Origin of the sequence: Pseudomonas sp. R84, from assembly GCF_009834515.1 — a bacterium.
Lineage (GTDB): Bacteria > Pseudomonadota > Gammaproteobacteria > Pseudomonadales > Pseudomonadaceae > Aquipseudomonas.
The window spans coordinates 1,335,350-1,358,271 of sequence record NZ_CP019426.1; the positions used below are offsets into that span (position 1 = coordinate 1,335,350).

18 protein-coding genes and 1 pseudogene are annotated in these 22,922 nt (G+C 59.5%); 7 read left to right on the forward strand and 12 right to left on the reverse strand.

The genetic code is table 11. The features are described from left to right. The first annotated feature begins 64 nt into the window (after positions 1-64). From PspR84_RS05945 to PspR84_RS05955, 3 genes are all read left to right on the forward strand, one after another. A complete protein-coding gene (locus tag PspR84_RS05945) occupies positions 65-1,165 on the forward strand; it encodes an efflux RND transporter periplasmic adaptor subunit (protein ID WP_160056179.1) in 1,101 nt (366 codons plus the stop codon). A gap of 6 nt (positions 1,166-1,171) precedes the next feature. Next, entirely contained in the window at positions 1,172-4,240 is a 3,069-nt protein-coding gene (locus PspR84_RS05950; RefSeq protein ID WP_160056181.1) for an efflux RND transporter permease subunit, read from the forward strand. Between the two features lie 580 nt (positions 4,241-4,820). Next, positions 4,821-6,212, forward strand: a complete 1,392-nt coding sequence (locus PspR84_RS05955) for a Fic family protein (protein ID WP_160056183.1) — start codon at positions 4,821-4,823, stop codon at positions 6,210-6,212. On the opposite strand, the gene PspR84_RS05960 is transcribed toward PspR84_RS05955, so the two are convergent. The 3 genes from PspR84_RS05960 to plsB form a co-directional block, all read right to left on the reverse strand. After that, on the reverse strand, positions 6,209-6,898 hold the full coding sequence (locus PspR84_RS05960) for a DUF4197 domain-containing protein (protein ID WP_160056185.1): 690 nt from the start codon (positions 6,896-6,898) through the stop codon (positions 6,209-6,211). The genes PspR84_RS05955 and PspR84_RS05960 overlap by 4 nt on opposite strands. A 40-nt stretch (positions 6,899-6,938) precedes the next feature. Then, the gene (locus PspR84_RS05965) at positions 6,939-7,337 is read right to left on the reverse strand and encodes a YbaY family lipoprotein (protein ID WP_160056187.1); all 399 of its coding nucleotides are present in this window, start codon (positions 7,335-7,337) and stop codon (positions 6,939-6,941) included. Positions 7,338-7,467: 130 nt separating this feature from the next. Next, positions 7,468-9,969 (reverse strand): glycerol-3-phosphate 1-O-acyltransferase PlsB, encoded by a 2,502-nt coding sequence (plsB, locus tag PspR84_RS05970; RefSeq protein WP_160056189.1) that lies wholly within the window; start codon positions 9,967-9,969, stop codon positions 7,468-7,470. Between the two features lie 238 nt (positions 9,970-10,207). Between plsB and PspR84_RS05975 the strand changes: the two genes are divergently transcribed. Beyond that, positions 10,208-10,417, forward strand: a complete 210-nt coding sequence (locus PspR84_RS05975; RefSeq protein ID WP_007908870.1) for a cold-shock protein — start codon at positions 10,208-10,210, stop codon at positions 10,415-10,417. A 126-nt stretch (positions 10,418-10,543) separates the two neighbouring features. Here the strand turns inward: PspR84_RS05975 and PspR84_RS05980 are convergent, their stop codons facing one another. The 4 genes from PspR84_RS05980 to PspR84_RS05995 form a co-directional block, all read right to left on the reverse strand. Next, positions 10,544-10,921: a hypothetical protein gene (locus PspR84_RS05980; RefSeq protein ID WP_160056191.1), complete on the reverse strand. Its 378-nt coding sequence runs from the start codon at positions 10,919-10,921 to the stop codon at positions 10,544-10,546. A gap of 75 nt (positions 10,922-10,996) precedes the next feature. Then, positions 10,997-11,806 (reverse strand): putative RNA methyltransferase, encoded by an 810-nt coding sequence (locus tag PspR84_RS05985; RefSeq protein ID WP_160056193.1) that lies wholly within the window; start codon positions 11,804-11,806, stop codon positions 10,997-10,999. Then, on the reverse strand, positions 11,806-12,957 hold the full coding sequence (gene dapE / locus PspR84_RS05990) for a succinyl-diaminopimelate desuccinylase (RefSeq protein ID WP_160056195.1): 1,152 nt from the start codon (positions 12,955-12,957) through the stop codon (positions 11,806-11,808). The genes PspR84_RS05985 and dapE overlap by 1 nt, the downstream gene beginning before the upstream one ends. Positions 12,958-13,194: 237 nt before the next feature. After that, complete coding sequence (locus PspR84_RS05995) at positions 13,195-15,786, reverse strand: glycosyltransferase (protein ID WP_160056197.1); 2,592 nt, start codon at positions 15,784-15,786, stop codon at positions 13,195-13,197. A gap of 213 nt (positions 15,787-15,999) precedes the next feature. Between PspR84_RS05995 and tcdA the strand changes: the two genes are divergently transcribed. After that, entirely contained in the window at positions 16,000-16,818 is an 819-nt protein-coding gene (gene tcdA, locus PspR84_RS06000) for a tRNA cyclic N6-threonylcarbamoyladenosine(37) synthase TcdA (RefSeq protein WP_160056199.1), read from the forward strand. Between the two features lie 89 nt (positions 16,819-16,907). Here the strand turns inward: tcdA and PspR84_RS06005 are convergent, their stop codons facing one another. The 4 genes from PspR84_RS06005 to PspR84_RS06020 form a co-directional block, all read right to left on the reverse strand. Next, on the reverse strand, positions 16,908-17,312 hold the full coding sequence (locus tag PspR84_RS06005; protein ID WP_160056201.1) for a SufE family protein: 405 nt from the start codon (positions 17,310-17,312) through the stop codon (positions 16,908-16,910). Further along, the gene (locus tag PspR84_RS06010; RefSeq protein WP_160056203.1) at positions 17,309-18,514 is read right to left on the reverse strand and encodes a cysteine desulfurase; all 1,206 of its coding nucleotides are present in this window, start codon (positions 18,512-18,514) and stop codon (positions 17,309-17,311) included. Before PspR84_RS06010 ends, PspR84_RS06005 begins: the two co-directional genes overlap by 4 nt. Positions 18,515-18,647: 133 nt before the next feature. Beyond that, entirely contained in the window at positions 18,648-19,682 is a 1,035-nt protein-coding gene (gene dapD, locus PspR84_RS06015) for a 2,3,4,5-tetrahydropyridine-2,6-dicarboxylate N-succinyltransferase (protein WP_122591337.1), read from the reverse strand. Between the two features lie 33 nt (positions 19,683-19,715). Further along, the gene (locus tag PspR84_RS06020; RefSeq protein WP_003222107.1) at positions 19,716-20,078 is read right to left on the reverse strand and encodes an ArsC family reductase; all 363 of its coding nucleotides are present in this window, start codon (positions 20,076-20,078) and stop codon (positions 19,716-19,718) included. Between the two features lie 78 nt (positions 20,079-20,156). On the opposite strand from PspR84_RS06020, the pseudogene PspR84_RS29825 reads away from it, so the two are divergent. Continuing rightward, positions 20,157-20,246, forward strand: a pseudogene (locus tag PspR84_RS29825) (metal ABC transporter ATP-binding protein); the annotation flags it as partial. Positions 20,247-20,349: 103 nt separating this feature from the next. Continuing rightward, positions 20,350-21,984: a Na+/H+ antiporter gene (locus PspR84_RS06025; protein WP_160056205.1), complete on the forward strand. Its 1,635-nt coding sequence runs from the start codon at positions 20,350-20,352 to the stop codon at positions 21,982-21,984. Between the two features lie 24 nt (positions 21,985-22,008). On the opposite strand, the gene PspR84_RS06030 is transcribed toward PspR84_RS06025, so the two are convergent. Continuing rightward, on the reverse strand, positions 22,009-22,764 hold the full coding sequence (locus PspR84_RS06030) for a M12 family metallopeptidase (protein ID WP_108225209.1): 756 nt from the start codon (positions 22,762-22,764) through the stop codon (positions 22,009-22,011). Positions 22,765-22,922: the final 158 nt, after the last annotated feature.

The following is a 22,922-nucleotide window of genomic DNA, read 5'->3' on the forward strand; positions in this document are numbered from 1 at the left end:
TGCTATTAATAACATACCCGCCAGTATAATTATTCCAAGCACCATTAGCGAAAGGTCCGTCACCATGTTCCGCCATGCGTTGTCCCTCGCGTTGCCAGTGAGTCTGGCGTTCCTTTTGTCAGCGTGTGGTCAGGAAGAGGCGACGCAAGTCACCGTGCGACCGGCCATGGTGGTGCAGCCAGAGCCTTCGGCGCAGGCCATGGAAAGTTATCCGGGCGAGGTGCGCGCCCGCTATGAACCCGATCTGGCCTTTCGCATTGGCGGCAAAGTCAGCCGACGACTGGTCGATGAAGGCCAGCGCGTGAAGGCTGATCAGCCACTCGCCGAACTTGATCCGCAGGACGTGCGCCTGCAACTGGAAGCTACCCGCGCCCAGGTTGCTGCCGCCGAAGCCAATCTCAATCTGGTCCGCGCCGAGCGCGATCGCTACAAAACCTTGATGGACCGGCAGATGGTCAGCCGCTCGGCTTACGACAATGCGGAGAACCTTTACCGCTCCGGTGAAGCCCGCCTCAAACAAATCAAAGCTGAATTCAACGTTTCGACCAATCAGGCCAGTTACGCGGTGCTGCGTGCGCCGCAGGATGGCGTGGTGGCCAAGCGTTCGGTCGAGGTGGGGCAGGTCGTCGCCGCCGGGCAAACCGTGTTTACCCTCGCCACCGATGGCGAACGCGAAGTGCTGATCAGCCTGCCGGAGCAGAGCTTCGGCCGCTTCAAGGTCGGTCAGCCGGTGACTGTTGAATTGTGGACGCAACAGAACCAGCGCTTCGCCGGACAGATCCGCGAACTGTCGCCCGCCGCCGATCCACGCTCACGCACCTTTGCTGCACGTATTTCCTTCACCGGCGGCAAAGTCCCGGCTGAACTGGGCCAGAGCGCCCGTGTATTTGTGCAATCGGCCGACAGCGTTTCCCTGTCGGTGCCGCTCTCGGCACTCACCGCCGAAAACGGCGCTACCTACGTCTGGGTCGTCAACGGCAACAACACCTTGAAGAAAACCCCGGTGCGCGTTGGCCCGTTCGGCGAGAAAAGCGTGCCGGTGCTCGAAGGCCTGAACGCCAGCGACTGGGTGGTCGCTGCCGGTGTGCATGTGCTGCTCGAAGGTCAGCAGGTGCGTCCGGTGGATCGCTCCAACCGTGTGGTCAATCTGGCGGACAAGGAGTAAGCCCCGATGCGCTTCAACCTTTCCGAATGGGCGCTGCGTAATCGCCAGATCGTACTGTTCCTGATGCTTTTACTGGCCATCGTCGGTGCGCTGTCCTACACCAAACTTGGCCAGAGTGAGGACCCGCCGTTTACCTTTAAAGCCATGGTCATCCAGACCCGATGGCCGGGGGCGACCGCGCAGGAAGTCTCGCGTCAGGTCACCGAACGCATTGAAAAGAAACTGATGGAAACCGGCGAGTACGAACGCATCGTGTCGTTCTCGCGCCCCGGTGAATCGCAAGTGACGTTCATTGCCCGCGACTCGATGCACTCCAAGGAAATTCCCGACCTCTGGTATCAGGTGCGCAAGAAGGTCAGCGATATTCGCCAGACCTTGCCACCGGATATACAGGGGCCGTTCTTCAATGATGAATTCGGCACCACGTTCGGCAATATCTATGCGCTGACCGGTGACGGTTTCGATTACGCGGTGCTCAAGGATTACGCCGACCGTATCCAGATCCAGCTACAGCGGGTCAAGGATGTCGGCAAGGTCGACCTGCTCGGTTTGCAGGACGAGAAAATCTGGGTCGAACTGTCCAACGTCAAATTGGCGACCCTCGGCCTGCCGCTGTCGGCGGTACAACAAGCGCTGCAAGAGCAGAACGCGGTGTCCACCGCCGGGTTCTTTGAAACCGGTAGCGAGCGCTTGCAGCTACGGGTCTCGGGGAATTTTCAGACAGTCGATGAGATAAAAAACTTCCCGATCCGCGTCGGCGATCGTACGTTCCGCATCTCCGATGTCGCCGATGTGCGTCGCGGTTTCAACGACCCACCGGCGCCGCGCATGCGTTTCATGGGCGAAGATGCGATTGGTCTCGCGGTGGCGATGAAGGATGGCGGCGACATTCTGGTGCTCGGTAAAGCGCTGGAAGGCGAGTTCTCGCGCATCCAGAAAAACCTTCCGGCCGGCATGCAATTGCGCAAGGTTTCTGACCAGCCGGCGGCGGTGAAAACCGGGGTCGGCGAGTTCGTCCAGGTGCTGGTCGAGGCGCTGGCGATTGTCTTGCTGGTGAGCTTCTTCTCCCTCGGCGTGCGCACCGGCATGGTCGTGGCACTGACCATTCCATTGGTGCTGGCGATGACCTTCGCCTGCATGTATTACCTCGGCATCGGCCTGCACAAGATCTCCCTTGGCGCATTGGTGTTGGCGCTGGGCTTGTTGGTGGACGACGCGATCATCGCCGTAGAAATGATGGCGATTAAAATGGAGCAGGGCTTCGATCGCATCCGTGCAGCGAGCTACGCCTGGACCAGCACCGCGTTCCCGATGCTCACCGGTACGTTGATCACCGCCGCCGGGTTTCTGCCGATTGCCACCGCGCAGTCCGGTACCGGCGAGTACACCCGCTCGATCTTTCAAGTGGTGACCATTGCGTTGCTCGCGTCCTGGGTGGCGGCGGTGGTGTTCGTGCCGTATCTGGGGGAAAAACTCCTGCCGGATCTGGCGAAAATTCATGCAGCCAAACATGGCACGGGTGACGGTCAGCCGGATCCGTATGGCACGCCGTTTTATCAGCGGGTTCGGCGCTTGGTGGAGTGGTGCGTGGCGCATCGCAAGACCGTGATCGTGCTGACGGTGGGGCTGTTTATTGCCTCGGTGATGTTGTTCCGTTTCGTCCCGCAGCAGTTTTTCCCGGCCTCCAATCGGCTGGAGTTGATGGTTGATCTGAAACTGGCTGAAGGCGCGTCGCTGGCTAATACCACTGGTGAGGTGAAACGACTGGAGGCGATGCTCAAGGATCACGCCGGCATCGATAATTACGTGGCGTACGTTGGCACCGGTTCGCCGCGTTTCTATCTGCCGCTGGATCAGCAATTGCCGGCGGCCAGCTTCGCGCAGTTTGTGGTCTTGGCGAAAACCATCGAGGAGCGGGAAGCGCTGCGCACGTGGTTGATTGAAACGCTTAACGAGCAGTTTCCGACATTGCGTTCGCGGGTTACACGTCTGGAAAACGGTCCGCCGGTTGGCTATCCGGTGCAGTTCCGCGTCACCGGCGAACACATCGAAGAGGTCCGCGCGTTGGCGCGCAAAGTGGCGGCCAAGGTTCGCGAGAATCCGCATGTGGTCAACGTGCATCTGGATTGGGAAGAACCGAGCAAGGTTGTTTATCTGAATATCGATCAGGATCGTGCTCGGGCGCTGGGTGTGAGCACAGCCAATCTGGCGAAATTCCTGCAGAGTTCGTTGACCGGGTCGAGTGTCAGTCAGTACCGCGAAGACAATGAGTTGATCGAGATTCTGCTGCGCGGCACGGTGCATGAGCGCACTGAGTTGTCGTTGTTGCCGAGTCTGGCGGTGCCGACGGATAACGGCCGCAGTGTGGCGTTGTCGCAGATTGCCACGCTGGAATACGGCTTTGAGGAGGGGATTATCTGGCATCGCAATCGGCTGCCGAACGTGACCGTGCGCGCCGATATTTATGGCAAGGAGCAGCCGGCGACGTTGGTCAAGCAGATCATGCCGACGCTGGATTCGATTCGTGCCGAGTTGCCGGATGGTTATCTGTTGGATGTTGGCGGCACGGTGGAGGATTCCGAGCGTGGGCAGAAGTCGGTGAATGCCGGGGTGCCGATGTTCATCGTCGTGGTGCTGACGTTGCTGATGGTGCAGTTGCGCAGTTTTTCGCGTACGGCGATGGTGTTTTTGACGGCGCCTTTGGGGTTGATCGGGGTGACGTTGTTCTTGATGGTGTTCCGTCAGCCGTTCGGGTTTGTGGCGATGTTGGGCACGATTGCGCTGTCAGGGATGATCATGCGTAATTCGGTGATTCTGGTGGATCAGATTGAACAGGATATTGCTTCGGGGCTTAAGCCTTGGCAGGCGATTATCGAGGCTACGGTTCGACGCTTCAGGCCGATTGTGTTGACGGCTTTGGCGGCGGTGCTGGCGATGATTCCGTTGTCGCGCAGTGTGTTTTTTGGGCCGATGGCGGTGGCGATCATGGGTGGGTTGATTGTTGCGACTGCGTTGACGCTGTTGTTTTTGCCGGCGTTGTATGCGGCTTGGTTCCGGGTGCGTAGGGACGCTTGATTGTTTTGTGACGTGGCGGCCTTCGGGCCGACCATGTTCTTGGGGTTTTGGGTGCATATCCGTTTCCGCGGGTGCTGCGGCTGGCGGTTTCGCCCTTACGGCGAGTCACCTTTTCCAAACGCCCCAAAGGAACCAAAGGTCTGCGCCCTGACGTTCGGCCCACTCGCTGGGGCTCGGGGTTCCTTCGCTCCGGGATCGATCCGGGGGCATCGCCTACGGTTTGCTTCGCTGCACCTCCTTTCGATGTGTTCGACTTCGTCGAACGGTCGCTGCGCTCCCACCCCCGGATCAATCCCTCCACTCAGCCTGCCGACGGGCCTTCAGATCAAAAGCTGTACGCGAGCTAACGCTCATTGTGTTGAGTGGTGAGGAGCAGAAGCGATTTGCTCTGGCTCTTCTGTGGGAGCGAGCCTGCTCGCGAAGGCGGCCTGACAGCCGACCAGTCTCTAGCTGACTATCCAAACCCCGCTCTGCCTCCGCCACTTCCTACATTTTTTTCAGAAACCTCCGATATTGAACCTGGGTGCCGCGAGTGCTGTACTCAAGCCTCTGCTTTTCCAGAGTCCTTGAGCCCGCCTTGATGAAAAAGCCTCCACCCTTGAAGGGCCGATCCGACCCGGTGTTTGATTTGTTGGTGCACCCGCCCCACAAGCATCGTCTGGCGGACTATCTTGCGCTGCTCAAGCCGCTCGATGATCAAGGTCGTTATCTGCCATTTGAAGCGTTGCGTTATCGCTGGGCGGCGGGGCTGGATGCCAGACTGTGCTGGGCGTTGGTCAAGAAGGCGCGGGCGGCCCAGTACATTAACCTTCTGCCACTGGGCGAGCCGGTGCAGTGGGGCAAGTATCTGTTCACGCCGCTGGCACAGAAAACCATCTCCATCGTGGATCGGCAGGCCAGTACGGCTGCGCTGGAGTACATGACCAGCCAGATTGGCGAACGGGCGCATTTCAGTTATCTGCTCAATGACTTGATCGAAGACGAGGCCATCGCCAGTAGCCAGTTGGAGGGTGCGGCGACGACCACGCGCGTGGCCAAGGACATGCTCAAACAGCAGCGCCAGCCTCGTACTCCGGATGAACGCATGGTGATGGGTAATTACCGGATGATGAATTATGCCTGGGAGAGACGTTACGAACCCATGAGCGTGGAGTTGATTGCGGCGATTCATCGGGTGGGGGTCGAGGGCATCGATGACGAGCAGTATTCACCTGGGGTATTCAGGACCAATGACGAGGTGGTCGTCCAGGACGGGGCGGGCAATACGGTGCACCGGCCGCCACCTGCAGCAGGATTGGCGTCGCGGCTTGAGCGACTGTCGCACTGGATCAACCTGCCCGACGGCTCACCACTGGATAACCACTATCTGCATCCGCTGATCAAGGCGATCACGCTGCACTTTGCCTTGGGCTACGAGCATCCCTTTCGCGACGGCAACGGGCGGGTCGCCAGGGCGTTGTTTTACTGGTTCATGTTCAAGAACGAATTTGCGGCGTTTCGCTACATAGCGATCAGTTTGTTACTGCGTAATGCGCCGGTGAAATATGGACGCTCATACCTGCACACCGAGGCGGATGAGCTGGATCTGACGTACTTCATCGAATTCCAGTGTTCGGTGATCCAGCGAGCGGTGCTCGGGTTTACCGATGTTTACCGCAAGAGCGTGGCCTACACCGAAGAATTCGAGCGCAGGCTGAAGAATTGCGGCTTCTTTGATCAACTCACGGAAAAACAACGCGCGTTGTACGAGGTGGCCAAAAACGGAGTGGCGAAGGAGTTCACCGCGAGCAATGTGGCTGAGAATTTTGCTTGCTCGTATAGCGAGGCGGCGTCGGCACTAGACGGATTAGACGAGTTAGGAGTTTTTGAACGGAGGAAGATGGGGCGGGAGTGGGTGTTCTTTTTACGTAATCCTGTAGGTGGATGGAAGCACGGGAGCGAATTCCTTCGCCCCCATGTTGTGACAGCTTAAAGCGTGCCGAACACCTTCTTCGCCAGACTGGTCGCCGCAGCAGCCGGGTTCTGGCGGATGGTTTCTTCCTGTTTGCCGATCATCTCGAACAGCCCATTCAGCGCTTGCTCGGTCACGTAGTTTTCAACGTTGGCGCTCTTCGCATCGACAACGCCAAACGCAGCGGCCTGGCCCGCGAACGAGTTGTACTTCTGCGCCACGCCAACCTTGTCGGTCGCTTGCTTGACGATCGGCAGGAACTTGGCGCGGATCTGTTCGCGGCTGGATTTGTCGAGGTATTGCGTGGCCGAATCCTTGCCGCCGCTGAGGATGCCTTTGGCGTCTTCCACGCTCATTTTTTTCACGGCGTCGACGAGGATTGGCTGGGCCTGGGTCACGGCGCTTTCCGCAGCCTTGTTCATCGCGGTTTCCAGTTCTTCAACCTGAGCGCCCATGCCGAAGGCTTTCATCTTGCTCGCGGCTTTGCCGAGTTTGCCCGGCAGTTCGATCTTCACCTCAGGGTTGTTGCTGAAACCGCCGGGTGTGCCGAGTTGTTTGACGGCGATTTGCGCGCCTTGGGTCAGGGCATCCTTGAGGCCGCCGGTGGCGTCTTTTTGCGACAGGTCACTGAGCGACAGAGCCATGGCGCTGGCGGAGATCATCAGGCCTGCGCACAGGCCGGCGAAGCGAAGGGTAGGGCGGAACATGGCGGCTTCCTTGTTGCGGAAAAGGGCTGCGGAAAATGAATTAACGAACGGCGTCGACGCGGATTTTCAGCGGCTGCGGGTCGTTGCCGTCGAGTTGCACGGCGTGGTTTTCGGTGGTGATGAACATCAGTTCGCCGTTAACTTCAATGCGCGCGCTGACCGAGTAACGGTGGCCCGGTTTGACTTGGGCCGGATCGTAGCTCAAGTGGAAGGGCAGCGGCACCTGGCCTTTGATCGGGCCTTTTTGCTCGTCCAGCACGACGGCCGGCGCATCGGCCAGCGAGACGTCTTGCAGGCTGACGCTGAGGGTCGCACTAGGTGGCAGGGCGATGCGCTGCAGGTAGAACACTTCACCGTCGAGGCCGACCTTGCCGGCGGGACTGGTCGATTGGCAGGCGCTCAACAGTGTGGCGGCGGCGAGGGTTAGTAGTTTTTTCATGGTGCATCTCCTTTGAATATGGGAGCGACGGTGCGACGATTCGACCTGCTCGCGAAAGCGGTATTTCAGTCACTGAGATGTCGACTGACACTCTACCTTCGCGAACAAGCTCGCTCCCACCCGGTTTGCATCAGGTCTCGGGTTGAGCGACGACCTGATCGGCAGCATCTTCACTGCGATGCAGCGCAACCTGGCGGATCGACAGGCGAATCTCCGCCGGCAATACGCGTTTGGCTGCACCTTCGGCGAGTTCGCCGAGCAGCTCGTGATAACTCAGTTTGCCGGCCTCGTCGCGGCGCAGCACGTCGAGGTCGAGCATCGTCTGGATGAAGTGGCGGAACAGGCTCTTGTCGAAGAACTCCGGCGCATTCAGACCGTGGAGGATCGACAGGCGTTGAGCCATGACGGTGCAGAGGTCTTCCAGTTCTTCGGCGCTGATGCTGTTCTGGCCGCTGTTGAGCAGCAAGGACACGGTCATGTAGAAACGCTGCAAGGTCTGGGCGATGCTCTTCGATAGCAGCGTCAGCAGGACGAAATGCCGCGAACTTGGCGCTGGACGCAGATAAACATCCTTCTCGAAACGCAGCAGGCCTTGCTCGACGAATGCTTCGAGCCACTGATCAACCACACCGTCCAGTTCGTCCAGCGTCCAGCGAATGAACAGTTCCGATTGCAGGTACGGATACAGCGCGCGGGTGTAGCGCAGGATCTGTTCGCGGCTCATGCGCGAAGCGCTCTGGAAGAAGCTCGCCAGCAGCGCCGGCAGGGCGAAGATGTGCAGCACATTGTTGCGGTAGTAGGTCATCAGGACGGCGTTCTGCTCGTCCAGATAGAGAATCTTGCCCAGCGCATCGTTCTGCTCGGCGAGCAGGTCCATGTCCTTCACATGCTCGATCAGCGCGCGGCCGTCGCCTTCTGGCAGCGTGGTGTGCGGCGAATAGGGAACCTTGCGCAGCAGCGCCAGGTACAGATCCAGCACCCGTGCCATGGCGCGATCATCCAGCGCCAGACGCGTGGTCGAGAGCAGCGCCAGCGCCACCAGGTTGACCGGGTTGATCGCCGCCGCTTCGTTCAGATGCTGCGCGACTTTCTCGCCGAGACGATTGGTGGTTTCGTTGAGCCACGCCGGTTTGTACTGCGGGCCGAGTTCCTGCTGGCGCCAGTCCGGTTGCTCGGCGTCGAGGAATTCGGCCAGTTTGATTGGCTCACCGAAGTTCACTGCGACCTGACCGAAACGCTGCTTGAGCGCGCCGATGACTTTGAAAATATCAAAGATCGATTCTTTCTTCTTGCTCGCCCCGCGCAACTCGCCAAGATAGGTACGACCTTCCAGCACGCGTTCGTAACCGATGTACACCGGCACAAACACGATCGGCATCCGCGACGAACGCAGGAAGCTGCGCATCGTAATGGCGAGCATGCCGGTTTTCGGTTGCAGCATGCGCCCGGTGCGCGAACGGCCGCCCTCGACGAAGTACTCGACCGGGAAACCTTTGGTGAACAGGGTGTGCAGGTATTCGTTGAACACCGAGGTGTATAGCGGGTTGCCCTTGAACGTGCGGCGCATGAAGAACGCGCCGCCACGGCGCAGCAGGCTGCCGATCACCGGCATGTTCAGGTTGATCCCGGCGGCGATGTGCGGCGGGGTCAGGCCGTTGCGGAACAGCAAATACGAGAGCAGCAGGTAGTCGATGTGGCTGCGGTGGCACGGCACGTAGATCACTTCGTGACCCTGGGCGACCTTCTGCACGCCTTCGATGTGGTTGACCTTGATGCCGTCGTAGATCTTGTTCCAGAACCAGCTCAGCACCACTTCCAGAAAGCGGATCGCGGTGTAGGTGTAGTCCGAGGCGATCTCGTTGCCGTAGCGCAAGGCCTGAGCCTTGGCCTTCTCCGGGGAGATGTTTTCGCGCTCGGCTTCGTCGAGGATCGCTTGTTTGACCAATGGCTGGTTGAGCAAGCCTTTGACCAGATTTCGGCGGTGGGAAATGTCCGGGCCAATGACCGCTGCTTTCAGATTGCGGAAGTGCACGCGGAGGATGCGCTGGGCCATGCGCACGGTGCGTTCGTGACCCTTGTTGTGCTCGATAAGCTCGCGCAGGTGAATCGGCGCGGAGAACTGCACGCGGGTTTTGCGCCCGAGAACAATGATGCTAAGCAAGCGACGCAAACGTCCGGTGACCGCCCAGCTGTCGGCAAACAGCAGTTTCCAGGGACTGTTTTCGCTGTCCGGCGACTGGCCCCAGAACACGCTGACCGGGATGACTTGTGCATCCTCGGCGGCGTTTTGCGTGAGGGCGCTGACCAAGCGGGTCAGGGTCGGCGGCGCACCGCGCTTGTCCTGGCGACCGAGCCAGTCCGGATCCGGCGTCAGGTAGAAGAACGCCGCCGGTTCGATCAGCGAACCCACCGACACCGGCAGTACCGGACGCGGCAGACCGGCCTTGGTGCACTCGGTGTCGAGCACTGCCAGATCGGTCAGCGAAGGGTTTTGCAGGACGTAGAACACCGGACGACTGCGGTCGAGGTTGAGGGTGAACGACGACTGGTTGATCGTCTCCGAGCGAACCCAGAGGTACAACAGTCGGCGCAAGGTGCCAAACACAAGACGGCGAAACGGGGAACGGGTCATACGGCTTCTGCGTGAGTGAATAAAACCGAGCAGATGCTCGGGCGGTCGATAGTGTGCCGGATTCGCTGAAAATCGGCAAAAAAGCGGCGAAGTAATCTCCTGTTGAGTCTTTTTGCGCCTGTCATATACTCGGCGGTCTGTCGCCGAGGCCCTTTTATGGACGTCGGACGCAGGCTGACGTTCCGCAAAGGCTTTCCTGCGAAAAGCCTGTCCAATAATAAAAAAGGAGTATGAACAGATGGCAACACGTGAAACCGGCAACGTGAAGTGGTTCAACGACGCCAAAGGCTACGGCTTTATCCAGCGCGAAGACGGGGTGGACGTGTTCGTGCACTACCGCGCGATTCGTGGCGAAGGGCATCGGTCGCTGACCGAAGGCCAGCAGGTTGAATACGCAGTGATTACTGGCGAGAAGGGTTTGCAGGCGGAAGACGTTGTAGGCCTGTAAGTCGCTGAAAACCACTGTGGGAGCGAGCCTGCTCGCGAATGCGTAGTGTCAGTCGATATGAATGGTGACTGATACACCGCATTCGCGAGCAGGCTCGCTCCCACATGGGATCTGCGTTGCCTGTTGTTAAGCGGTTTTCCAGGTGATTTCTTCTTCACCGTCTTCGCTGATGCGCATCCAGCGATCCGCCGTCTCCTCACCTTCCTCTTCAACCCACGTGCCCGGGGCGCAACGCACTTCCACGTTCAGCGCGGCAAATGCTGCACGCGCGCAGGCGATGTCGTCGTCCCATGGGGTCTGGTCGCTTTCCAGGTACAGGCTGTTCCACCTGCCCACGGCTTTCGGCAGCCAGGTCACCGGCACGTTGCCGGCCTTGCACTTGTAAGTCTGGCCTTTCTGTACCCAGTCGCTGCACGGGCCCAACGCGGCGCCCAGCCAGGCCGAAATGGCCTTGTGGTCGACGTCGGCGTCTTTCAGGTAAATCTCGATGTCCGGTTGGCGCATGGATGTCCTCACTGCGGGTCTGAAAAATCCATTCGCGGATTTAGCCGGCCCCGGGCATTTGCCCGAGACCAAAAGTTATTGAAGAACGAAATAATCGTAGCGCATCGACACGGTGGTCTCGAACGGCTCGGCCTGCTCGATCACCGCCGCACGACGCTCGGCACTGGCGCGCCAGCCGTGGGGCGTCATCGCCAACAGGTTGGCGCGATCCTCGGGCTTGGTCAGGGTCAGCTTGAATTCCAGGGTTTCACTGTGCGCCAGCGCCATGCCTTCCGGCACCAGGGCCAGGTGCTTGTCGTCGGTGTATTCGCGCACTTCGTCGTACAGGCGTTCGCGCAGTTCCATCAAGTGGCCGCTGGTCGGACCGACTTTCATCAGGCCACCGCCCACACTGAGAAGGCGCTTGGCTTCTTCCCAATCCAAAGGACTGAAAACGCTGGCGAGAAACTGGCAACTGCCCGCCGCCAACGGCACACGGGCCATGCTGGCGATCAACCAGCTAATCGCCGGGTTACGTTTGCACGCGCGTTTGACCGCCTCGCGGGAAATGTCCAGCGCGTAGCCATCGGCGTTCGGCAAGGCCTCGGCGATCTGCGCGGTGTAATAACCCTCGCCACAACCGATGTCGACCCAGCGATCCGGCGCATAACTTGCCGCCAGTTCGGCCAGTCGCTTGGCTACTGGCGCGTAATGGCCAGCGTTCAAGAAGTCGCGACGCGCCTCGACCATGGCTTGGTTGTCGCCAGGGTCGCGGCTGTTCTTGTGCTGCACCGGCAGCAGGTTCAGATAACCCTGCCGCGCACGGTCGAAGCGATGGCCTGCCGGGCAGACCACGCCGTTGTCCACTGTGTTCAGCGGTTCACTGCAAATGGGGCAAGCCAGCATCAGGCGAGCAACTTGATCATTGTCTGGTAGTAGATCTCGGTCAGTACGTCGAGATCCGCCGCCAGCACGCGCTCGTTGACCTGGTGAATGGTCGCGTTGACCGGGCCCAGTTCAACAACCTGCGTGCCCATGGTCGCGATGAAACGGCCATCGGAGGTGCCGCCGCTGGTCGACGCTTTGGTCTCGCGACCGGTGATGTCCTTGATGCTCGCCGACACCGCGTCGAGCAGCGCGCCCGGTTCGGTGAGGAACGGCAGGCCGGACAGCGCCCAGTCGATGTGCCAGTCCAGATCGTGCTTGTCGAGAATGTCGGCCACGCGTTTCTGCAGGCCTTCGACGGTCGATTCGGTGGAGAAACGGAAGTTGAACACCGCCACCAGATCACCCGGAATCACGTTGGTCGCGCCGGTGCCGGAGTTGACGTTGGAAATCTGGAAACTGGTCGGCGGGAAGAAATCGTTACCGTGATCCCAGTGCTCGGCGGCCAGTTCGGCCAGCGCCGGAGCGGCGAGGTGGATCGGGTTCTTCGCCAGATGCGGGTAAGCGACGTGACCCTGAATGCCTTTGACCGTGAGCTTGGCGCCCAGCGAGCCACGACGGCCGTTTTTCACCACGTCGCCAACCAGGGTGGTGCTCGACGGTTCGCCGACGATGCACCAGTCCAGACGCTCATTACGCGCGGCCAAACGCTCGACCACTGCTTTGGTGCCATGGTGCGCCGGGCCTTCTTCGTCGCTGGTGATCAGGAACGCGACCTTGCCTTTGTGGTTCGGGTAATCGGTGACGAAACGCTCGGCGGCGACGGTCATCGACGCCAGGCTGCCTTTCATGTCCGCCGCGCCACGGCCGCAGAGCATGCCGTGTTCATCGATCAGCGCGTTGAACGGGTCGATCTGCCACGCGGTGACCGGGCCGGTCGGGACCACGTCGGTGTGGCCGGCGAAGCACAGCACCGGGCCGTCGTTGTCGCCGTGGGTCGCCCAGAAGTTATCCACATCTTCGATGCGCATCGGCTCGAGGCTGAAACCGGCATCGCCCAGGCGCTGCATCATCTGCTTCTGGCAATCGGCGTCGACCGGCGTCACGGAAGGACGGCGGATCAGGTCGATGGCGAGTTGGAGGGTCGGCGAAAGGTCGGCGTGGGCCGTCATGGAAAACTCCGAAGATCATGAATGTGGGCGCGGATTAACTGTAGGAGTGAGCCTGCTCGCGATAGCGGTGTGTCAGTCAACGTAACTATTGATTGTTACACCGCTATCGCGAGCAGGCTCACTCCTACAGGAATTGGGTTCGGCCAATGAGCCGAACGCCGCCAAGCCCCGCAAAATGGCGGTTATCTTAAAGCAAAACGGCGACCATTGGCCGCCGTTTAGTGCATCGATGAGGATTTAGACGACCGGCGCCGGCTCAGGCTTGGCCGCAGGTTTCGGCAACGACGACAGGAACGCCATGATCAGCGCCGCCAGATACGGCAGCGACTGCACCAGCAACATCACCACCCAGAAACGCATGTCGTTGCTCGGCATGCCGTTGACCAGAAAGATCCCCAGCGCCGCGCCCCACAACAGCAGCATGATGAACAGCTCTTCCCGCGCTTCGGAAATCGCCACCCAGAAGCCGTGGTTGTCAGCGTTTTTTGGCGTACGGAAGAACGGAATGCTGCTGGTGAAGAAGCCGTACAGCACCGCTTTGGCGATGGTGTGCGACAACGCCAGCCCGGCCAGCGCCGCGCAGAAGGCATCTTTCAGGTTCACGCCGACGGCGCGACGGTAGAGGAAGATGATCTTGCCGACCTTGAACACGAACAACGCCAACGGCGGAATTGCGAAGATCAGCAGCGGCGGATCGACCCGTTGCGGCACGATAATCATCGCCGCCGACCACAACAGCGCGCCGACGGTGAAGAAGATGTTCATGCCGTCCGCGACCCACGGCAACCAGCCCGCGAGGAAGTGATAGCGCTGGCCACGGGTCAGCTCGGTGTCCTTGCCGCGCAACAGGCTGCCGGTGTGGCGTTTGATGATCTGAATTGCACCGTAAGCCCAGCGGAAACGCTGTTTCTTGAAGTCGATAAACGTATCCGGCATCAGGCCCTTGCCGTAGCTGTCGTGGTAATACGCCGCCGACAGGCCTTTTTCGAACACGCGCAGACCGAGTTCGGCGTCTTCGCAGATGCACCAGTCAGCCCAACCCAACTCTTCCAGCACCGAGCGACGGGTCATGGTCATGGTGCCGTGCTGGATGATCGCGTCACGGTCGTTACGAGTGACCATGCCGATGTGGAAGAAGCCTTTGTATTCGGCGTAGCAGAGCTTTTTGAAGGTGCTTTCGTTCTGATCGCGATAATCCTGCGGCGATTGCACCACAGCGATTTTCGGATCGGCGAAGTGCGGCACCATGTGCTTGAGCCAGTTCGGGTGCACGCAGTAATCGGAGTCGATCACGGCGATCACTTCGGCATCCTTGGCGGTGTGCGGAATCAGGTAGTTCAGCGCACCGCCCTTGAAACCGGCCAGCGGCGAGACGTGGAAGAACTTGAAGCGCGGACCGAGGGTTTCGCAGTAGTCGCGTACCGGCTCCCATACCGCCGGATCCTTGGTGTTGTTGTCGATGATCAGGACTTCGTAGTCCGGATAATCCAGCGCTGCCAGTGCGTCGAGGGTCTGTTTGACCATCTCCGGCGGCTCGTTGTAGCACGGCACGTGAATCGAGACTTTCGGGCGATAGCTGGAGTCGCCCTCGACCGGCAGGAACTCGCGCCGACGCTTGTGAATCCACACCGCTTCGGCCAGCTCATGCGCCTCCGTCAGCAAGACGATAAACACCCCAAGCGCACCCAGCGCCAAGAGGAAGCCCACCGTCAAACTGAACCACGTGCTGTATTGCAGGCTGTAGTCGTAACCGATCCACACCAGCACCGAACCGCAAAGGAAGGCGATAAAGGTCAGGAAGATCCGCCCACGCTGACGCAGCGCCGAGCCGTCGATCATCAGCAGGGTCAGCGACAACAGCGCCAGCACCACCGAACCGATCGCCAGTACGCGCCATTGCGGGATCGCGACCACCGGGCCTTCAAAGTTGAATTTCTGCTGACGCGCAGCGTTGAACACGCCCCAGTACGCGCCGACCGAGCCTTCGTCGCTGGCCTTCCACGGCTGGTCAAACGCCTCGATCACGAAGTAGTTGAAGCCTTGGCGGTTGAGCTTGTTGACCAGTGTGCGCAGGTAGATCGCCTGATCCGCCGGCGACGCATCGGCGCCACCGCGCATGCGGCCGTTGCTCGGCCAGCCGACCTCGGAGAGCAGCAGCGGCTTTTTCGGGAACATTTTTTTCAGATCGCGAGCACGGTCGAAAACGAACTGGCCAGCCTTGTCGACCGGAATGAACTCCCAGTACGGCAGAACGTGCGCAGCGATCAGATCGACGTGCTTGGCCAGCTCTGGATGTTCTTCCCAGACGTGCCATTGCTCCGACGTGGTCACCGGTACCTTCACCGCTGCGCGCACGCGATCGAGCAGCACGCTGAGTTGTTCGGCGGTGATTTCCTTGCGGAAGATCGCTTCGTTACCGACCACCACGCGCACCACACTGCGCGAGGTATTGGCCAGTTCGATGGCGCGCTGGATTTCCCGTTCGTTGCGCTCCTGATCGGGGCTGATCCAGATCCCCAGCGTCACACGCAGGCCGAATTCTTCGGCCAGTTTCGGGATGTCTTGCAGCGAACCGTCGACCGAGTAGATGCGGATGTTGTCCGTCAACTTGCTCATGATCTCCAGGTCGCGGCGCATCTCGTCGTCAGTCGGGTACTGATCCTTTTGCGGATATTGTCCCTGCTGGAACGGCGAATAGGAGAAACCGGAGATCTGCTCCGGCCAGTTCGGCGCGGAAACCGGGCGATTGATCAGCGCCCAGAAACCGGTGAACAGGGCGGCGATTGCCAGAACCACCACCAGGTTGAGTCCAAATTTACGCGATGACATAGCTATTTCGGGTTCCAAAGGCTGTGGAACGAAGGATCGGTCGGCTAGACGCCCGAGGGGCGCGCATCCTACACCGGCAGTTCGCAAGTCGTACATCAGACAGGGAAATGCCCGACATTGGGCAGCCGACTTTGACTTAAGTTCTTACACTTGTAGCTGATGTTTAGAACTTGTCGCCGCGTAGCCCTATAATGCGCGCCGGTTTTTGGGGTAATGGTCATGAGTACAGAAGATCCGCGGTTTGCAGGCATCGCCCGTTTGTATGGCATTGAAGGTCTGGAACGCCTGCGCGCGGCCCATGTGGCGATCGTCGGCGTCGGTGGCGTCGGTTCCTGGGCGGCGGAAGCTGTGGCCCGTTGTGGCGTCGGCGAGATTTCGCTGTTCGATCTCGATGACGTCTGCGTCAGCAACGCCAACCGCCAGTTGCATGCGCTCGACAGCACCGTCGGCAAACCCAAGGTCGAGGTGATGGCCGAGCGTCTGCGCGGGATCAACCCGGATTGCACGGTGCACGCGGTGGCGGATTTCGTCACCCGCGAGACCATGGCCGAATACATCACGGCGAACATCGACTGCGTAATCGACTGCATCGACGCGGTCAACGCCAAGGCTGCGCTGATCGCCTGGTGCAAGCGCCGCAAGATCCAGATCATCACCACGGGCGGTGCGGGCGGGCAAATTGATCCGACGTTGATTCAGGTGTGCGATCTCAACCGCACGTTCAACGACCCATTGGCGTCGAAAGTGCGTTCGACGTTGCGTCGTGATTATGGTTTTTCGCGCACCGTGACCCGTCATTACAGCGTGCCGTGTGTGTTTTCCACCGAGCAACTGCGCTATCCGAAGCCGGATGGCAGCATTTGTTTGCAGAAGAGTTTTGTCGGTGACGGTGTGAAACTGGACTGCGCGGGTGGGTTTGGTGCGGTGATGATGGTTACGGCGACGTTTGGGATGGTCGCGGCGACCAAGGCTGTGGACAAGATTGTCGCCGGTGTTCGGCGCCCGGCGGATCGCATTAAGCCTGAGGTTTGATCGGTGAGGCTGATTGCCTCTTCGCGAGCAGGCTCGCTCCCACATTGAAATGCATTCCCCTGTGGGAGCGAGCCTGCTCGCGAAAGCGATTAACCGGCCAACTCATTCATCCGCTGGAGCACGGCATTAAGGCCATTACTGCGCGATGGCGATAGTTGTCGCGAAAGCCCTAGCTGATTAAACCAGTCCGGCAAATCAACCTGCTGCAATTCAGCGCCCGACAAGCCGTTGACCCGCAAAAGCAACAACGCCACCAACCCGCGAATCATCCGCGCATCGCTACTCGCCGCGAACTGCCAATGACCGTCGCGCAACGAACCCACCAGCCACACCTGACTCTCACAGCCATGCACCCGGTTAGCCTCGCACTTGTCGGCGTCACTTAGTGGCGGCGAGCGGTCACCAAACTGCATCAACAATCGCGCCCGCTGTTCCCAGCCCGCCGCGCTCTGAAAAGTCTGCAACGCCTCTGCCGCTTCGACCGGCAAACTCATCGCAACAACTCCAGCGCCTGATCCAGTGCTTCAAAAAAGCGCTCCAAATCTTCCGAATCGTTGTACAGCGCCAGCGACACCCGAATCGCTCCGGCCAACTCGAAGCTTTTCAACAGCGGCATCGCGCAGTGATGGCCGGCGCGCACGGCAATCCCTTGCTCGGTCAGCAAGTGCGCCAGATCAGCGTTATGCACACCCTCGACGACAAAACTCGCCAACGCCAATTGCGGCTTGCCGAGCAATCGAATGCCGTTACGCGCTGCGAGGCCGCGCAGCAAATAGTCATGCAACGCCGCTTCATGGGCCGACACCGCGTCCTGATCCAGCCCGGCCAGATAATCGAGCGTCGCGCCCAAGCCGATCACACTGGCAATCGGCGGTGTACCCGCCTCGAAACCCAGCGGAGCAGGGCGGAAACGCGAGTCGTGATAGTTGGCTTCCAGCACCATTTCGCCGCCAAACTGCCAAGGCTTCAATTGCTCAAGCGCAGCGTTGCGCCCGAACAGCACGCCGAGACCATCAGGCCCATAGAGCTTGTGGCTGGAAAACACATAAAAGTCGCAACCCAGCGCCTGCACATCATGCCGGCCGTGAACCACGCCTTGCGCGCCATCGACCACGGTCAGTGCGTTTTGCGCCTTGGCCATGCCCAGCAATGCCGGCAATGGCTGCCACGCACCGAGCACGTTGGACAACTGACTGACCGCCAGCAACCGCGTGCGCGGGCCGATCAAATGCACAGCGGCAGCGAGGTCGATCAGGCCGTCAGCGTCCAGCGGCAGAATAACCAGCTTCAGGTTGCGCCGTTGCGCCAGTTGCTGCCACGGCAGCAGGTTGGCGTGATGCTCCAGGGCGCTGATGACAATTTCATCGCCCGGGTGGAAAAGATGTTCCAGGCCATAGGCCAAAAGATTCAGCGCACTGGTGGCACCGTGGGTAAAGATGATCTGCCCGCTGTCACCGGCATTCAGCCACTGGGCAACCTTGAGCCGACTGTCCTCGAACGCCTGCGTCGCGTGAGCCCCGGGCAGGTGTTGCGCACGGTGCACATTGGCTGCGCCGTTGGCGTAGTAATGCGTCAGTGCGTCGAGCAGGGCTTGGGGTTTTTGCGTGGTGGCGGCGTTGTCCAGATAGGTCTGGTCTTGCCGTTGCAGAGCGGCGATGGCCGGGAAATCGGCACGCCAGGGGGAGGGAATCATCACGGTCTTTAGCCCTGGTGAAGAGGGGCGGGATGTACGCCAAATCCTGTAGGAGTGAGCCTGCTCGCGATGGCGTCCGTGAGGGCGCTAAAAGCATCGCGAGCAGGCTCACTCCTACAATGGATTATCCAAGCACTTAGTTGTGAGCGTGCAGCGCTTCGTTCAGTTCGATCGCCGATTTGTGGGTTTTGCATTCCACCGCACCGGTTTCCGAATTGCGACGGAACAGCAGGTCAGTCTGACCGGCCAGCTCACGCGCCTTCACGACTTTAACCAGGTTGTTGTTTTCGTCCAGCAGCGCAACCTTGGTACCGGCGGTCACGTACAGGCCCGACTCAACGGTGTTGCGGTCGCCCAACGGAATACCGATACCGGCGTTCGCGCCGATCAGGCAGCCTTCGCCGACCTTGATGACGATGTTGCCGCCGCCCGACAGGGTGCCCATGGTCGAGCAACCGCCGCCCAGGTCGGAACCCTTGCCGACGAATACGCCAGCAGAAACGCGGCCTTCGATCATGCCCGGGCCTTCGGTGCCGGCGTTGAAATTGATGAAGCCTTCGTGCATGACGGTGGTGCCTTCACCGACATAGGCGCCCAGACGCAGACGTGCCGCGTCAGCGATACGCACGCCAGCCGGTACCACGTAGTCGGTCATTTTCGGGAACTTGTCCACCGAGAACACTTCCAGCAGGTCGCCACGCAGACGGGCTTCCAGTTGCATTTCCGCCAGTTCGCTCAGGTCGATGGCGCCCTGGCTGGTCCACGCTACATTCGGCAGCAGCGGGAAGATCCCGGCCAGGCTCACGCCGTGTGGCTTGACCAGACGGTGCGACAGCAGGTGCAGCTTGAGGTAGGCCTCAGGCGTCGAGGTCAGCTGTGCATCTTCAGCCAGCAGGGTGGCGACCAGCGGCTTGTGGCTTTCAGCCAGACGGGTCAGCAGCTTGCCTTGCACGGCATCGATGCCTTTCACGGCTTCGGCCAGTTGCGCAGCCTGAGCGGTAGTGAAGGTGATGGCCTGGTTGCCTTCGGTGTAACCGAGGATCGGCGCAACTGCCGCGACCAGTTCGGCCGAAGGGTTGAGCAGTGGCTGTGCGTAGAACACTTCCAGCCACGCGCCTTGACGGTTCTGAGTGCCGACACCAAAGGCGATGCTGAACAGGGAATTGGACATGTAAATACACCTCTACAAAGAGTGACGGGCTGCTTACTTCAGAGCGGCCGCGTAGATATCTGGCTTGAAGCCAATCAGGGTTCGGTCACCGAGATCGAGCACCGGGCGCTTGATCATCGAGGGTTGAGCGAGCATCAGTTCGATGGCTTTCGACTGGTCGAGATCGGCTTTGCGTTCGTCGTCGAGTTTGCGAAAGGTCGTGCCTGCGCGGTTCAACACCGTTTGCCAGCCATGCTCGTCACACCATTGGGTCAGGTGTTCACGGTCGATACCGGCGGTTTTGTAATCGTGAAAGTCGTAGCTGACAGCGTGCTCATCAAGCCAGGTGCGCGCCTTTTTCATGGTGTCGCAGGCTTTGATGCCGAAAAGGTGCAACGTTTTACTTGAAACGGTCAAGGAATTGCCCCCTTTACAGGTGCTGGAGAAAAATGGTGTCGGATTATGCCATGACCCTTCGGTGAATACGCAAAACCTGTGGGAGCGAGCCTGCTCGCGAAGGGGCCATATCAGGCGACATCGATATTGAATGATCCACCGCATTCGCGAGCAGGCTCGCTCCCACAAGGGACTGCAATCCGGCAGCTGCGACATAGGTGCAACGGTCAGACGCATCCTAAGCGGCTAATATGGCAGTTCAACGCTGTCGATTGTCTGAGATTTCCGCTTTATGCAAACTGCTTACACCGTCCTGATCCTGCTGATGCTGGTCAGTGTCTCGCGGCTGGTCGGACGGGTCATCCCGTTGCCACTGCCGCTGGTACAAATCGCCGCTGGCGCATTGCTCGCCTGGCCGACCTTGGGTCTGCATGTGGCGCTCGATCCCGAATTATTCCTGTTTCTGTTCCTGCCGCCCCTGCTGTTTTCCGATGGCTGGCGCATGCCCAAGCGTGAGTTCTGGAACCTGCGCGGGCCGATCCTCACGCTGGCAGTGGGGTTGGTGCTGTTCACCGTGGTCGGCGCCGGGTACTTCATTCATTGGTTGTTGCCGTCCATTCCACTGCCGGTGGCTTTCGCCCTGGCGGCGGTGTTGTCGCCGACGGACGCCGTGGCGGTGTCGGCCATTTCGCAAAACCGCCTGCCGACCCCGCTGATGCATATATTGCAGGGCGAGGCGCTGATGAATGATGCCTCGGGTCTGGTGACCTTCAAGTTCGCACTGGCAGCGGCCATCACGGGCGTGTTCTCGCTGACCAATGCCAGTCTGACCTTTGTCGTGGTGGCGCTCGGCGGATTGGCGGTCGGTGTGGCCTTGAGCTGGCTGGTAGGGCGCTTGCGGGCGTGGATGATCGCTCGTGGCTGGGATGACCCGGCTACCCATGTGGTGTTCATGTTGCTGCTGCCGTTCGCTGCCTATGTGCTGGCGGAGCGGCTTGGTGTGTCGGGCATCCTTTCGGCTGTGGCGGCGGGGATGATGCAGAGCTGGCTCGATCTGCTGCCCCGCCAGACCAGCACCCGCTTGCTCAATCGCAGCGTCTGGTCACTGTTGGAGTTCGCCTTCAACGGTCTGATTTTCTTGCTGCTGGGCCTGCAATTGCCCGACATCATCAAAGCCGTGGTCAGCCACGAGCCGACCTTGTGGCCGACGTTGTTTTATCGCTGCCTGGATGTCGTGGCGATTTTCCTCACGTTGGTATTGCTGCGGTTTTTCTGGGTGCAGAGCATCTGGCGCTTGTCGGTGTTGCTGCGACGTTTGCGCGGCAAGGGTGAGCTGACACAAGTACCGACCGCGCGCTCCTGTTGGTTGCTGACCGTCGGCGGCGTGCGCGGCGCGGTGACGCTGGCGGGCGTGATGTCGGTGCCGATGTTGCTGGGTGCCGACGCCTTCCCGGAGCGCGACCTGCTGATCTTCATCGCTGCCGGGGTGATTCTGTTGTCGCTGATTTCGGCGTGCATCGCACTGCCTCTGCTGTTGCGCGGTATCGAAAAGAGCCCGGATGACAAGCGGCGTCAGGAAGTGCGCGATGCCTGGCGCAAAACCGCGGAAGCGGCGATTCATGCGCTCGAAACAGAAGAAACGACTCCGCAGGATGCTGCTCAAGCCGCTCTGTCGGCCGAGTTGAAGGCGCGGATCATGTCCGAGTATCGCCATCAGCTCGATGTTTTCAATGATTCCGCCGAAGCCCAGGCCTTGGCTTTCCAGATGGATCTGCTTGAGCGCCGCCTGCGCTTGAAGGCGCTAAGGGCGCAGCGTCTGGAACTGTATAGCCTCAGTCGTCATCACCAGATAGGTGATGACGTGCTCAGAGAAGTGTTGGCCGATCTGGACTTGAGTGAAGCCAATCTGGGGCAGGTCAAGTCGTAGTGAAAGACCGTCCCTGATGGCGCTTCATGGTCGCTCGCAGGAGCCGTCGTCAGGGATTTCGATCGGGTAGAAATGCGCGGCTATGCGTTTGTCTTCCCAACTGATTTCGGTGTTCATCGGTACTTCGAATTTTCCATCGGTCAGTTCCTTTTCGACAGGGTAATGCATGATGGATGTTGGATCGTACCCGGTGACGGTGGTCTGCTCGGTTATCGGTGTGAAGATGTTCAGGTCCACTTTCTCCTTATCCATTCCCCATTTTTCTGCGTATTCCTTATAGACCTTTGGTTTGTTCCAGGGGATGTTTGCATCCGGGTGCAAGTGCTCGTGATGTAATCCGAGAACATGACCAAATTCGTGCAATACCACTGTGCGGAAATCGGAATCTGCCGGTCGCGCGGATATGAACATGGTTGGCTCTCCCGCAGCGACTGTTAGTGCATCAGTTCCAATTTGAGATGCATTTTCAGTGGTGTTGGTTTTTATTCGGATTATGCCGTCTTTGCGGTCAATGAAACTAAAGGTGAGACTGACATAATCAGCCCATTCCCATATATGTTTTTTTATCGCGTCTTTCAGCGCGGCGGGGGGATTGTCCAGGAACGAAATGGTCAGGTGACGGTTCGGTTGCCAGCACTTTGCGTTGATGGCCATTGTTCGTGAGGACAGGCCTGAGCCGGAGGTATACGAAATGTTTTTAGGATTTTCATTGATGGCTGCTCGAAAGCTGGCGATGGGGTCATCTATTTCAAGTTTCAGACACGGCTTGGTTTTATACATAATCAATTCCTTTTGAGATTTAATCAGTTTTTATAGGGTGTTTGTTTTTCTCGAGGGTGTCTACAAGTTCAATAGGTCGTGAACTTGTCTTGTTTGATACGTTATCGTTGTTGCGGAGGGTAAGTTATTTGTTTGCGTGTAGATGAGTAAAGCGATGC